Source organism: Streptomyces cinereoruber (assembly GCF_009299385.1).
Lineage (GTDB): Bacteria > Actinomycetota > Actinomycetes > Streptomycetales > Streptomycetaceae > Streptomyces > Streptomyces bikiniensis.
Genome location: NZ_CP023693.1, coordinates 3,897,634 through 3,910,597 on the forward strand (window position 1 = coordinate 3,897,634; position 12,964 = coordinate 3,910,597).

Below are 12,964 nucleotides of genomic sequence, written 5' to 3' on the forward strand. Positions count from 1 at the left end.
CTTTCACCACCATGAGCGTTGTCACCAACACGACCACCATCGGCGCGATCGAGGCGCCGAGCCGGCGCAACACCGAGCTGGCGCTGCTCGCGTTCGCCGTCGTCATCCCGGTGTTCGCGTACCTCAACGTCGGCCTGGCCATCGACGGCAAGGTCCCGGCCGGCATGCTCGGGTACGGGCTCGGCCTGGCCCTCCTCGCGGGCGTCGCGCACCTGGTGGTCCGTAAGTGGGCCCCGTACGCGGACCCGCTGCTGCTGCCCCTCGCGACCCTGCTGAACGGCATGGGCCTGGTGCTGATCTGGCGCCTCGACCAGTCGCCGCGGCTGATCGCCACCTCGATGCAGCGGTACGGCAGCTTCAGCCCGGACGCCCCGAGCCAGATGATGTACTCGGCGATCGGCATCGCCATGTTCGTGGGCGTGCTGCTGCTGCTCAAGGACCACCGGGTCCTCCAGCGCTACACGTACATCTCCATGGTGACCGCCCTCATCCTCCTGCTGCTGCCGCTCGTGCCGGGCCTCGGCACGGACAGCTTCGGCGCCAAGATCTGGATCCGGGTCGCCGGCTTCTCGATCCAGCCGGGCGAGTTCGCGAAGATCGTGCTCGCGGTCTTCTTCTCCGGCTACCTCATGGTGAAGCGGGACGCGCTGGCCCTGGCCAGCCGCCGCTTCATGGGGCTCTACCTGCCCCGCGGCCGCGACCTCGGCCCGATCCTGACGATCTGGGCGGTCAGCCTCCTCATCCTGATCTTCGAGAACGACCTCGGCACCTCGCTGCTGTTCTTCGGCATGTTCGTGATCATGCTGTACGTGGCGACGGAGCGGACCAGCTGGATCGTCATGGGTCTGGGCATGTCCGTCGCGGGCGCGGTCGGCGTGGCCTCCTTCGCGGGCCACGTCCAGGCACGTGTCGACGCCTGGGCCGACCCCTTCAGCTGCGCGGACAAGGTCGACGCCTGCGACCAGATGACCGAGGTGCTGATGTCCTTCGGCTCCGGCGGCATCCTCGGCACCGGCCTCGGCCAGGGCAACTCCGACCTGATCGGCTTCGCGGCCAACTCCGACTTCATCTTCGCCACGGTGGGCGAGGAGCTGGGCCTCACCGGTGTGATGGTCTTCCTGCTCTTCTACGGGCTGATCGTCGAGCGCGGCATCCGTACCTCCCTCGCCGCCCGCGACCCCTTCGGCAAGCTGCTCGCGATGGGCCTCTCCGGCGCCTTCGCGCTCCAGATCTTCGTCGTCGCCGGCGGTGTGATGGGCCTCATCCCGCTCACCGGCATGACCATGCCGTTCCTGGCGTACGGCGGTTCCTCCGTGATCGCCAACTGGGCCCTGATCGGCATCCTGATCCGGATCAGCGACACCGCGCGCCGTCCCGCGCCCGCGCCCGCCCCGTCCCCCGACGCCGAGATGACCCAGGTGGTCCGTCCGTGAACAAGCCGCTGCGCCGGGTCGCGATCTTCTGCGGCCTGCTCGTCCTCGCCCTGCTCCTGCGGGACAACTGGATCCAGTTCGTCCGTGCCGACGAGCTGAGCACCCACGCATCGAACAAGCGCGTCCGGATCGAGCGGTACGCCAACGAGCGCGGCAACATCATCGTCGGCGACAAGCCGATCACCGGCTCCGTCGACTCCAAGGACGAGTACTACAAGTACAAGCGCACCTACGTCGACGGCCCCATGTGGGCCCCGGTCACCGGCTTCGCCTCGCAGGCCTACGACGCCACCCAGATCGAGAAGATCGAGGACGGCATCCTCACCGGCAACGACGACCAGCTCTTCTTCGACCGCACCCTCGCCATGTTCACCGGCGAGAAGAAGAAGGGCGGCGACGTCGTCACCACCCTGAACGCCGCCGCGCAGAAGGCCGCCTTCGAGGGCCTCGGCAAGAACACCGGCGCCGTCGTCGCCATCGAGCCGAACACCGGCAAGATCCTGGCGATGGCCTCCACGCCCTCGTACGACCCCTCCTCCATCGCCGGCTACTCCCGCGCGGACGAGAAGGCGTGGATCGCACTGGAGAAGGACAAGAACAAGCCGAAGCTGAACCGCGCGCTCCGCGAGATCTACCCGCCCGGTTCCGTCTTCAAGGTCGTCACCGCCGCCGCCGCACTGGAGAACGGCAAGGTCAACGACATCAACGCGCCGACCGACACCCCCGAGGGCTGGAAGATCCCCCTCTCCAACAGGGAGATGGTCAACCACGCCAGCGGCTGCGCGAACGCCAGCCTCAACCGGGCGCTGGAGATCTCCTGCAACTCGGTCTTCGCCAAGCTCGGCGACGACGTCGGCCGCGACAAGATGGTCGAGATGGCCGAGAAGTTCGGTTTCAACGCCGAGCAGTACACCCCGGTCCGCTCCGCCGCCTCCGTCTACGACAAGAAGGCCGACAAGGGCGGCAACGCGCTCTCCTCCATCGGCCAGTTCAACACCGCGACCACCCCGCTCCAGATGGCGATGGTCACGGCGGCGATCGCCAACGACGGCAAGCTGATGAAGCCGTACATGATCGACCAGCTCCGCGCGCCCAACCTCGACCTGATCAAGCAGAACGAGCCCGAGGAGATGAGCCGCCCGGTCTCGCAGGAGACCGCCCAGAAGCTCCAGCAGATGATGGAGAACGTCGTCTCCAACGGCACCGGCGGCAACGCCGACCTGAAGATGGACGGCGTGAAGGTCGGCGGCAAGACGGGTACGGCCCAGCACGGCGAGAAGAACGCCAAGCGCCCCTACGCATGGTTCATCTCGTACGCGAAGACCGCCGAGGGCTCCCCGGTCGCGGTCGCCGTCATCGTCGAGGACTCGGCGGGCACCAACCGCGAGGACATCAGCGGCGGCGGCCTGGCCGCCCCGATCGCGAAGGCCGTGATGAAGGCGGTCCTGAAGACCCGGGGCTGATCCCCCACCCGGTCCCGGCCCGGTACGGGCCAGGTACCGGTCAGGTATCAGCTACCGGCCCCGGGCGGAACGCCTGCCCGGGGCCGGTAGCGTATGCGCGAACAGCACACACCGCCGGACCACCCATGGGTGCGGTCGGGACAGACGGAGAGGGCTGGATTAGCTATGGAAGAGCCGCGTCGCCTCGGCGGCCGGTACGAGCTGGGCTCGGTGCTCGGCCGTGGTGGCATGGCCGAGGTGTATCTCGCCCAGGACACCCGGCTCGGCCGCACCGTCGCCGTGAAGACGCTGCGGGCCGACCTGGCCCGTGACCCGTCCTTCCAGGCCCGGTTCCGCCGTGAGGCCCAGTCCGCCGCCTCGCTGAACCATCCGGCGATCGTCGCGGTCTACGACACCGGCGAGGACTACGTCGACGGGGTCTCCATCCCGTACATCGTGATGGAGTACGTCGACGGGTCCACCCTGCGTGAGCTCCTTCACTCCGGACGCAAGCTGCTTCCCGAGCGCACCCTGGAGATGACGGTCGGCATCCTCCAGGCGCTGGAGTACTCGCACCGCGCCGGCATCGTGCACCGCGACATCAAGCCGGCGAACGTCATGCTGACGCGCACCGGCCAGGTCAAGGTCATGGACTTCGGCATCGCGCGCGCCATGGGCGACGCGGGCATGACCATGACACAGACCGCCGCGGTGATCGGCACGGCCCAGTACCTCTCCCCGGAGCAGGCCAAGGGCGAGCAGGTCGACGCCCGCTCCGACCTGTACTCCACCGGCTGCCTGCTGTACGAGCTGCTCACCGTCCGGCCCCCGTTCATCGGCGACTCCCCGGTCGCGGTCGCGTACCAGCACGTCCGCGAGGAGCCGCAGCCGCCGAGCAACTTCGACCCCGAGATCACGCCCGAGATGGACGCCATCGTCCTCAAGGCGCTGGTCAAGGACCCCGACTACCGCTATCAGTCCGCCGACGAGATGCGCGCGGACATCGAGGCCTGCCTCGACGGGCAGCCGGTCGCGGCCGCCGCCGCGATGGGCATGGCGGCCGCGCCCGCGTACGGCGGGGGGTACGGCGGCTACCCGCCGGAGGACCAGCCGACCACGGCCCTGCGCCAGGCGGACCCGGGCGGCCAGACCGCCATGCTCCCCCCGATCAACCCGAACGACGGCGGCTACGGCTACGACGACCGTCCGGACCGCCGTCGCGGCGGCGGCCAGAAGAAGTCGAACACCTCGACGATCCTGCTGGCCCTCGCCGGCGTCCTGGTGCTCATCGGCGCGATCTTCATCGGTGTCGCGGTCTTCGACAAGAAGGACGGCGCGGAGCCGGTCACGGTGCCGAACCTGGTCGGCGAGACGCTGGACGTCGCGACGAACCGCGCCGCCAACGTGAACCTGAAGGTGGCGCAGGCGGGCACCGAACGCTGCGAGCAGCCCACCGGCGCCATCTGCCGTCAGGATCCGGTCGCGGACAACGTCGCGAAGCTGGAGCCCGACAGCACGATCAAGGTGTTCCTCTCCGAGGGCGCGCCGCTCGTGGAGGTCCCGGACGTCCAGGAGCAGTCCCAGGAGCGGGCCACGAAGTCCCTGGAGGACAAGGGCTTCAAGGTCAAGGTCGAGGAGGAGGAGTCCGACGAGGACCCCGGCTCGGTCCTGCGCCAGAACCCGGGCGGCGGCACCAAGGCGGAGAAGAACTCCGAGGTGACGATCACCATCGCGAAGAAGAAGCTGAGCACGGTTCCGCCGGTCGTCGGCAACCAGCTCGCGCAGGCCGAGCAGCAGCTGAAGGCCCTGGGCTTCGTGGTGGTCACCGAGGAGGTGGACTCCGACAAGCCGAAGGGCGAGGTCCTGGAGCAGTCTCCGGAGGGCAACGCCTCGGTCGCAGGGGGCTCCGAGGTGAAGCTGAAGGTCTCCAAGGGCCCGCAGCAGACCCAGGTCACGATCCCGGGCGACCTCGGGAACCGCCCCTTCAAGGACGTCAAGGCGCAGCTCGAGGGCATGGGCCTGACGGTCGTCCAGAGGGGTTCGGACAAGGAGGACGCGCTGGTGTTCGGCACCAACCCGCCCGCGAACACCCCCGTCAACACCGGCTCCACGGTGGAGGTCTACACCGCGGGCGGCGGCCTCCCCGGCAACCCCGGCGACAACAACAACGGGGACAACAACGGGGGCAACGGCGGCAACAACAACGGTGGCGGCGGCTGGTTCGACTGACCGCCCGCCCCGTACGACGGGAGAGCCCCGGCATCCGGAAGGTCGGATGCCGGGGCTCTCCCGTCGTCACGGGCAGCGGATCAGCGCAGCTCCGCCGGGGGCGTCCGGTCGCGGTCGACCCGTTCCGTCCGCTCCAGTTCGCCCCAGACGATGTACCGGTAGTCCGAGGTGTACATGGGCGTGCAGGTGGTCAGCGTGATGTACCGGCCCGGCCCGGTCCTGCCGGACTCCTTCGGGACGGGCTGGAGGACGTCCACGTTGTACTTCGTGGTCTCGGGCAGGGTCTTGTAGACCTTGTAGACGTACCAGGTGTCCTTGGACTCGAAGACGATCGCGTCCCCGGTCTTCAACTTGTGGATGTTGTGGAACTTGGCCCCGTGCCCGTCCCGGTGCGCGGCCAGCGTGAAGTTGCCCTGCTTCTCCTGCGGGAGGGCGGACTTGATCGGGTCGGTGTAGTAGCCGGCCACGCCGTTGTTGAGGACGTCGGGGTCGGTGCCCCGCTTCACCAGGACCTCGTCGTCGCCCATCGCCGGCACGTGCAGGAAGCCGATGCCGTCCCGGGTGTCGAGCGCGCCCGGGGCGTCGTCGGCCCAGTGGTCGCGGACCTGGGCGCCGTCCTTGTCGGCGGCGCGGTCGGCGAGGACGTTGGTCCACCACAGCGAGTAGAGGACGAAGAGACCGAGCACCAGGCCCGCCGTGATGAGGAGTTCGCCGAAGAGACTGATGATCCCGGCGATCCAATTGCGCGCTCGTGCCACTAGGTCGTCCCGTCGTCCTGTCCGGAGGTGTGGGGACTCAGCCTACGAGCGCCTCCGGCTTCCCCTTGCTGCGCGGACGCTCCTCCAGGAGCCTGCCCCACACGATCATGCGGTACGTGCTGGTGAATTCGGGCGTGCAGGTGGTCAGCGTGATGTACCGGCCGGGCTCGGTGAAGCCCGAACCCTTCGGGATCGGGTCGATCACCGCCACGTTGGAGGGCGGGGTCTGCGGCAGGATGCTCGCCATCTCGTACGTGTAGTACGCGTTCCGGGTCTCGACGACGATCGGGTCGCCGGGCTTCAGCCGGTTGATGTACCGGAAGGGCTCGCCGTGCGTGTTGCGGTGGCCGGCCACCGCGAAGTTGCCCTGCTTGTCGGAGGGCATGGCCGTCTTGAGGCTGCCCTCGGCGTAGTGGCCGGCCATGCCCTTGTCGAGGACCTTGGTCTTGTCGATGCCCTCGGCGATGGGGACGACGACGTCCAGCTTGGGGATGTACATGATGGCGAAGCCCTCGCCGGGCTGGAAGACGTCCGGCTCGTCCTTGTCCCCGCCCTTGGCCCAGGTGTCCTCGATCCGCTCCTTGGCCTGGCTCGTCTCCTGGCCGGCGAGGACGTTCGTCCACCACAGCTGGTAGGTGACGAAGAGCAGCATGACGACGCCGAGGGTGATGAAGAGCTCGCCGACTACCCGGCTGGCGATGACGCCGACGCTGTCCTTGGCGTCGCGGGCGGCCCGCCGGGCCTCGACCCGGGAGAGGGACGCGACCGGCTTCGCCGCGGCGGTGGCGGGCGGGGCGGCCCGTCGGCTCTTCCCCCGGCCGCCCTTGGCGGCACGGCGGCGCTCGGCCCGCCCGGGCCCGGGGGCGGCCTGCTCGGCCCCCCTCTCCGGATCCTTCCCCGGCTCCCTCCCCGAGGCCTCCGAAGGGCCTTCGGAGACCGGCAGGACGGCCGTCTCGTCCGGACGGGGCGCCGGGGCCTCCTCACCCCCGTACGGCCCGTGGGGGGCCTCGTAGGGGCCCTCGGGGGAGACGGTCCCGCGCCCGGAGGGCCGCTCCTGGGGATACGACTGGGCCGGGGCGGATGAATTGTCCGGTACGTACGGATCGGCGGGCGCGTACGGGCCGGGCTGCGCATGCGCACCGGGCCGCGCGTGCGGCTCTGCGGGCGCGTACGGGTCGGCGTACGGCGGCCCGGCCTGCGGGTACGGCTCCGCGGGGGCGTACGTCCCCGGGGCCCCGTACGGGTCGGCGGGAGCCCCGTACCGCTCCGCGTGCGCGTACGGATCGGCGCCGGACGCGTACGGGTCGGCGGGGGCGTACGGGTCAGTGGGCCCGTAGGGGGCCGCCGGTCCGTGCGGCTGCGCCTCCGGCGCGTAACCGTCGCCCGGTACGTAACCGTTCCCCGACCCGTGCCCGCTCCCCTGCGCGTACCCGTCCCCGGGCGCGTATCCGCCCTCCGGTACGCGTCCGTCCTCCGGTATCGGCTCCTGCCCCGGCTCGTGCGCAGCCCGGAACCACGGCGAGCCCGTCGTCACGCGACGGCCTTGCCCACCACCGGCGCGAGCCCCGCCGACCGGCCGACCGCCCCCTCGTCCCCGCACTCCTCCAGCCAGTTGGCGAGCATCAGGTGGCCGTGCTCGGTGAGGACGGACTCGGGGTGGAACTGCACTCCCTCGACCGGGAGTTCGCGGTGCCGCAGGCCCATGATGATGCCGTCCTCGGTCCGCGCGGTGACTTCGAGCTCGGCGGGCAGGGCGGCGGGCTCGGCGGCCAGCGAGTGGTAGCGCGTCGCGGTGAACGGCGAGGGCAGGCCGGCGAAGACGCCCCGACCCTCGTGCGTGACGGGCGAGGTCTTGCCGTGCAGCAGCTCGGGCGCGCGGTCGACGACGCCGCCGTACGCCACGGCCATCGACTGCATGCCGAGGCAGACGCCGAAGACGGGCACGCCGGTCTCCGCGCAGTGCCGGACCATGTCGACGCAGACGCCGGCCTCCTCGGGCGTGCCGGGGCCGGGCGACAGGAGGACGCCGTCGAAGCCGTCCTGGGCGTGGCTCAGCTCGACCTCGTCGTTGCGCAGGACTTCGCACTCGGCGCCGAGCTGGTAGAGGTACTGAACGAGGTTGAAGACGAAGCTGTCGTAGTTGTCGACGACGAGAATTCGCGCGCTCACTGGCCGTCCACCGTCACATCGTTGAACGGAAGCAGCGGCTCCGCCCAGGGGAACACGTACTGGAAGAGGACGTAGACGATCGCGAGGACCAGCACGATGGAGATCAGCGCCCGCACCCACGCGTTGCCCGGCAGATGCCGCCAGATCCAGCCGTACATGACGTCGACCGCCCCTTCCGTTCGTTACGGGGACCAGAGTACGGGGCGAGGGGGCCGGGAGGGGCCGCCTGTCCAAAGCCTGTGGACAACGGGAGCCCGGGGACAACGGGCGGGCTCGCGAACGGGGTCCGGTCAGCCGACCGGCGTCGCGTGGTGGAGGTCCACCGTGCCCGCGTACCCGGGGAGGGTGACCGCCCGGTGCTCGTCGACCTTCCAGCCGAGCCCGTACGCCTTGACGTACAGCTGGTAGTTCCGGATCGCCGGGGAGTCGGCCAGCGCCCTGCTCAGCCGCCCCCGGTCACCCACGGCGGTGATCTTGTACGGCGGCGAGTAGACGCGGCCCTGGAGGATCAGGGTGTTGCCGACGCAGCGCACGGCGCTGGTGGAGATGAGCCGCTGGTCCATGACCCGGATGCCCTCGGCGCCGCCCTGCCAGAGGGCGTTGACCACGGCCTGGAGGTCCTGCTGGTGGATGACCAGGTCGTTGGCCTGCGGCTCGGGGTAGCCGGGGGCGGCCCGGGCGTCCGGCGGGGCGTCGTTGAGGGTGACGGTGAGGCCGGAGCCGGAGATCTCGGTGGTGCCGGCCGCCGCTTCGAGCGCCGCCAGTTCCTCGTCCTCCGCGCGCGTGGAGCCGTCGTCGCGGGAGGCGAGGGAGTCCACCTGGGAGCGGAGGGCGGCGGCGGTCTCGTCGAGTCCGGCGTTCTTGTGGCTGCGCTCCTCGATCAGGTCGGAGAGCCTGAGGAGGGAGGCGTCCGTGCGCAGGTTGGTGCCCTTGGCGGTGTTGAAGCTCGTGACGAAGATCAGACCGGCGAGGGCGAAAACGGCAAGGGTGAGCAGCCGGACGGGGCGCCACGTGGCACTGCGGCCCGGCCCTTCGGGAGTACCGGCGGAATTGCTCAACGTACCCTGATCCCCTTCGGTGCCGCGGAACCACTACGCTAACGGACGCCTGGAGGACGCGGACGTCCTCCTTCGTCACATCCCGGCGCCAGCCACAGTTCCCTGCGCGGTCACGCAGCGCATCGACAGGAGAGTCCCTCGTGCCGAAGTCACGTATCCGCAAGAAGGCCGACTTCACGCCTCCGCCCGCCAAGCAGGCCACGAACATCAAGCTGAACAACCGCAGCTGGGTGGCGCCGGTGATGCTGGCGCTGTTCGCCATCGGGCTGGTGTGGATCGTGGTCTTCTACGTCACCGACGGCACCATGCCGATCGAGTCGATCCGGAACTGGAACATCGTGGTGGGCTTCGGCTTCATCGCGGCCGGCTTCGGCGTCTCCACCCAGTGGAAGTAGCGGCGGCCCGGACTTCCACGGCCGGGGTCTCCACGGCTGCGGTCCAGCCGCCCACCGTGGCGTCCTAGCGTCCGCGGCGGGTGCCCGTCAAGCTCTCCCCTGAGTTTATCCACAGCGTTGTGCACAGCACTGGATAACTTACGAAGATCTGTGGATAACTCGCACCGGGTTGACGCCGGTATGACTGCGATCACCTTCGGCACGACGCGTCGCGCCCCTCGCCTCCCTGGGAAATCACCAGGTCAGAGGTGAGGGGCGCGTTCTTTTTCCCTGCTTTCCCCACAGCGTGGGGAGACCTCGCCACGCACTGTGGATAACTCTGGGGAAAGCTCGCCCGGAAGCTCATCCACAGCCCTGTGCGCTCAGGCGAGCGCGGCCGATCGGAAGAGCACGATCCCCAGGTCGAGCAGGAGAACCAGTCCACAGGCTGTGTACTGCACCAGGCTCCGGCGTGCCTTGGGCGCGTGCACCAGTGCGTACGTCACCAGGGCGCCGCCGACCAGGCCGCCGATGTGGGCCTCCCAGGAGATCCCCGGGCGGGTGAAGGTCAGCAGCAGGGACAGCGCCACGAAGAGGGCGACCGGCCGCATGTCGTGCCGTCGGCGGCGGGCGAGCACGACCCAGGCCCCGATCAGCCCGAAGACGATTCCGGAGGCGCCGAGCGAGAACTGGTTCTGCGGGGAGAGCAGATAGGCGAGCGCCGAGCCGGAGAGCCCGGAGAGCAGGATCAGGGCCGTGTACCGGATCCGGCCCAGTTCGGGTTCGACGATCCCGCCGATCACCCACAGCCCCAGCATGTTGAAGAGGAAGTGCGGGATCTCCTGGTGGAGGAAGGCGGAGGTCAGCAGCCGGTACCACTCGCCGTCCGCGACCCCGACCAGCTCGCCGGTCGGGAGGAAGGCGTACCCGATGAGCGCCAGGTCGTCGACGAGCCGGTCGCCCACCGCCTGGACGGCGACGAAGAGCATCAGGTTGATCGCGATGACGATCTTGGTGACGAAACGTTCGTCCGCGGCGATCCGGCCGCCCGCGAGCGTCCGGGGCTGGTTGGCGTCGGGGGCGTGACCGGTGCCCGAGCCGCCGCGTACGCAGTCGGGGCACTGGAAGCCGACGGAGGCGGAGACCATGCAATGCGGACAGATGGGCCTGTCGCAGCGGACGCAGCTGATGCCGGTCTCGGTCTCCGGGTGGCGGTAACAGCGCGGCAGACCGGGCTGCGAGTCCATGCGGGGGTCCCCGTCCCTTCCGGCTCAGCGCTTCTCGATCACCACGGACTCGAGGACCACGTCCCGGAGCGGACGCTCGGTGTGCGGATCGGTCGCGGTCCCCGCGATCGCGTCCACGACCTCCCGGCCCTTCTTGCCCACGACCTCGCCGAAGATCGTGTGCTTACGGTTCAGCCAGGTGGCGGGGGCGACGGTGACGAAGAACTGCGAGCCGTTGGTGCCGGGGCCGGCGTTGGCCATGGCGAGGAGGTAGGGGCGGTCGAAGAAGAGCTCCGGGTGGAACTCGTCGGCGAACGAGTAGCCGGGGTCGCCGGTGCCGTCGCCCAGCGGGTCGCCGCCCTGGATCATGAAGTCCTTGATGACCCGGTGGAAGACCGTCCCGTCGTAGAGCGGGTCCTTGGAGACCGCGCCGGTGGCCGGGTGCGTCCACTCGCGCTCGCCCGTCGCGAGCTCGACGAAGTTGCGGACCGTCTTCGGGGCGTGGAACGGCATGAGCCGCACCTCGATGTCGCCCAGGCTCGTCTTGAGGATCGCGTACAGCTGCTCGGCCACGGTCGCCTTCCGTCCACTTCGGGGCGCGTGATGTCACGCCTGACTCTGCAGTGAACGATCCTCGCATGCCCCGGATGCCCGCCCCACATGCCGGACCTGGATCCGGCGGGCATGATTTCGAAAAGGATGGAAAGGCGAAAACCCGACATCGCCACCGAGGAGGAGGAACCCCGTGACCCGCATGGACAGCGTGCGCTCCGCGACAGGTTCGGCCAAGGAGAGCGTCCTGCACGCCGCGGAAGCGGTGGCGCCCTACGCCGAGACGGCTCGGGACCAGGCCACGCACTACGCGCACGAGGCGCGGGAGGTCATCGCGCCCAAGCTCTCGAAGGCCGCCAAGCAGGCCCGTGCGCAGTACGACTCCCACGTCGCGCCGCGGGTGCCGCCGCGGGTCGACGCGGCCGCACAGCGTGCGGCGGTCAAGACCCGCCGGGCCGCCCGTCAGGCGGCCGACTACACCGCTCCGCGCGTCGAGAGCGCGGTCGCCGCGACCGGACCCGTCCTGGAGGAGGCCGGTGCGCGTTCCACGGCCGCCTGGGCCGCGCTGCGCGGTCAGGTGACGCCGAAGGACATCCGGAAGATCGTGAAGAAGCACGAGCGCCGGGCCAGGGCCGGGCGCCTCGCCAAGGGACTCGTGGTCCTCGGCGCGGTGGCCGGCGGCCTGTTCGCCGCCTGGAAGTGGTGGGACAAGCAGTCCAACCCCGACTGGCTGGTCGAGCCGCCCGCCGCCACCGAGGTGGACGAGGAGGTCACCGTACTGACGTCCGTCGACGGCAGTGGGTCCGTCCTCGACCCGGAGGTGGAGGCCAAGGAGACCGAGGCCAGGGCGGAGGCCGCCGAACTGGACGCCCAGGAGGCCGCCGAGCGCCGCGACGAGGGCCGCTGACCGGACGAGGCTCTCCCGCGGGTCCCGTGGGGCCCTGCCGGGTGGTCGTGCCGTACCGCGGTGCGGAGGCCCGCGGGGTGCTGCCGGGTGGCGCGGGTGGGTCTGGCGTCCCGGTGAGTCCGGATAGCGCCGGTATCCACATCTGCGTTTGTGTCTGCGTCTGCGTCTGCGTCTGCGTCCAGGTCTACGTCTACGTCTACGTCTGCTTCTACATCTGCGTCCATCGCATGGTGCCGGTTCGCCCCATGCGCCGACGCACGGTGGGTGAGGTGCGGGGAGTGCACGTCGTGGTCTCCCCGTGCCCTACGCCGCCGAAGCGAGCGCCAGCTCCGTCAGCGCGACCGGGTCGCTCTCGGCCGCGGCGGGCACGGACGACCGCTGGCGCGCGGTGGGGGAGGAACCGTGGGCCTCGGCGGCGATGCGCTGCTTGATGGTGGGCGGCAGGGACCGGTCCCCGGCGAGCGGCCACCGGTGCGCCCGCTGTGCCGGTACGGAGACGGAGGCGCGCTCCCCGACGGCGGTGGAGGCGGTCGCGGCGGCGGGAGCGGCGGGCGCGGTCGGCTCCTCGGGCTGCTGAACGGCGGGCTGCTGGGCCGCGGCGGCGGTGCCCGCCAGGCCGACGGAGGCGAGCAGGGCGAAGAGGACGGAGATGAAGGCGGCCCAGAACTGCTTGACCTTGGCGGTGGCCATGATCCCTCACTTTCGTGATGTTCTCGGATGGTTCATTTCGGGTTGCGCGCTTTACATACCTTCCTCATGATGTGCCTGCGCCCCGGAATGGCACGGAGCGACGCCGCCCGCGCGCAGTTCTTCGGA

13 protein-coding genes are annotated in these 12,964 nt (G+C 70.1%); 5 read left to right on the forward strand and 8 right to left on the reverse strand.

Translation table 11 applies throughout. The features are described 5' to 3' along the window. Nucleotides 1–11: 11 nt before the first annotated feature. From CP977_RS17410 to pknB, 3 genes are all read left to right on the forward strand, one after another. Nucleotides 12–1,433: an FtsW/RodA/SpoVE family cell cycle protein gene (locus tag CP977_RS17410; protein WP_062753794.1), complete on the forward strand. Its 1,422-nt coding sequence runs from the start codon at nt 12–14 to the stop codon at nt 1,431–1,433. Next, on the forward strand, nt 1,430–2,896 hold the full coding sequence (locus tag CP977_RS17415) for a peptidoglycan D,D-transpeptidase FtsI family protein (RefSeq protein ID WP_062753792.1): 1,467 nt from the start codon (nt 1,430–1,432) through the stop codon (nt 2,894–2,896). The genes CP977_RS17410 and CP977_RS17415 overlap by 4 nt, the downstream gene beginning before the upstream one ends. A 165-nt stretch (nt 2,897–3,061) precedes the next feature. Further along, nucleotides 3,062–5,104 (forward strand): Stk1 family PASTA domain-containing Ser/Thr kinase, encoded by a 2,043-nt coding sequence (pknB, locus tag CP977_RS17425; protein ID WP_104860460.1) that lies wholly within the window; start codon nt 3,062–3,064, stop codon nt 5,102–5,104. An 80-nt stretch (nt 5,105–5,184) separates the two neighbouring features. Here the strand turns inward: pknB and CP977_RS17430 are convergent, their stop codons facing one another. The 5 genes from CP977_RS17430 to CP977_RS17445 form a co-directional block, all read right to left on the reverse strand. Continuing rightward, nucleotides 5,185–5,862, reverse strand: coding sequence for a class E sortase (locus CP977_RS17430; RefSeq protein WP_062753790.1), 678 nt, complete (start codon nt 5,860–5,862; stop codon nt 5,185–5,187). 37 nt (nt 5,863–5,899) lie between these two features. Then, nucleotides 5,900–7,396, reverse strand: a complete 1,497-nt coding sequence (locus tag CP977_RS17435; protein ID WP_152370437.1) for a class E sortase — start codon at nt 7,394–7,396, stop codon at nt 5,900–5,902. Then, nucleotides 7,393–8,031: an aminodeoxychorismate/anthranilate synthase component II gene (locus CP977_RS17440; RefSeq protein WP_062753786.1), complete on the reverse strand. Its 639-nt coding sequence runs from the start codon at nt 8,029–8,031 to the stop codon at nt 7,393–7,395. The genes CP977_RS17435 and CP977_RS17440 overlap by 4 nt, the downstream gene beginning before the upstream one ends. Continuing rightward, complete coding sequence (locus CP977_RS34120; protein ID WP_030206689.1) at nt 8,028–8,189, reverse strand: hypothetical protein; 162 nt, start codon at nt 8,187–8,189, stop codon at nt 8,028–8,030. Before CP977_RS34120 ends, CP977_RS17440 begins: the two co-directional genes overlap by 4 nt. A 132-nt stretch (nt 8,190–8,321) precedes the next feature. Beyond that, on the reverse strand, nt 8,322–9,089 hold the full coding sequence (locus tag CP977_RS17445) for a DUF881 domain-containing protein (RefSeq protein WP_062753784.1): 768 nt from the start codon (nt 9,087–9,089) through the stop codon (nt 8,322–8,324). A gap of 140 nt (nt 9,090–9,229) precedes the next feature. On the opposite strand from CP977_RS17445, the gene crgA reads away from it, so the two are divergent. Beyond that, a complete protein-coding gene (gene crgA / locus CP977_RS17450; protein WP_152370438.1) occupies nt 9,230–9,484 on the forward strand; it encodes a cell division protein CrgA in 255 nt (84 codons plus the stop codon). Nucleotides 9,485–9,846: 362 nt separating this feature from the next. Here crgA and CP977_RS17455 read toward each other — a convergent pair whose 3' ends face one another. Both CP977_RS17455 and CP977_RS17460 read right to left on the reverse strand, forming a co-directional pair. Further along, nucleotides 9,847–10,710, reverse strand: a complete 864-nt coding sequence (locus CP977_RS17455) for a rhomboid family intramembrane serine protease (RefSeq protein WP_062753776.1) — start codon at nt 10,708–10,710, stop codon at nt 9,847–9,849. Nucleotides 10,711–10,734: 24 nt separating this feature from the next. Beyond that, complete coding sequence (locus tag CP977_RS17460) at nt 10,735–11,262, reverse strand: peptidylprolyl isomerase (RefSeq protein WP_062753774.1); 528 nt, start codon at nt 11,260–11,262, stop codon at nt 10,735–10,737. 172 nt (nt 11,263–11,434) lie between these two features. Here CP977_RS17460 and CP977_RS17465 point away from each other — a divergent pair, with 172 nt between their 5' ends. Further along, on the forward strand, nt 11,435–12,148 hold the full coding sequence (locus CP977_RS17465; RefSeq protein ID WP_062753772.1) for a DUF5324 family protein: 714 nt from the start codon (nt 11,435–11,437) through the stop codon (nt 12,146–12,148). 303 nt (nt 12,149–12,451) lie between these two features. Here the strand turns inward: CP977_RS17465 and CP977_RS17470 are convergent, their stop codons facing one another. Continuing rightward, the gene (locus CP977_RS17470) at nt 12,452–12,838 is read right to left on the reverse strand and encodes a DUF6344 domain-containing protein (protein ID WP_152370439.1); all 387 of its coding nucleotides are present in this window, start codon (nt 12,836–12,838) and stop codon (nt 12,452–12,454) included. Nucleotides 12,839–12,964 lie beyond the last annotated feature (126 nt).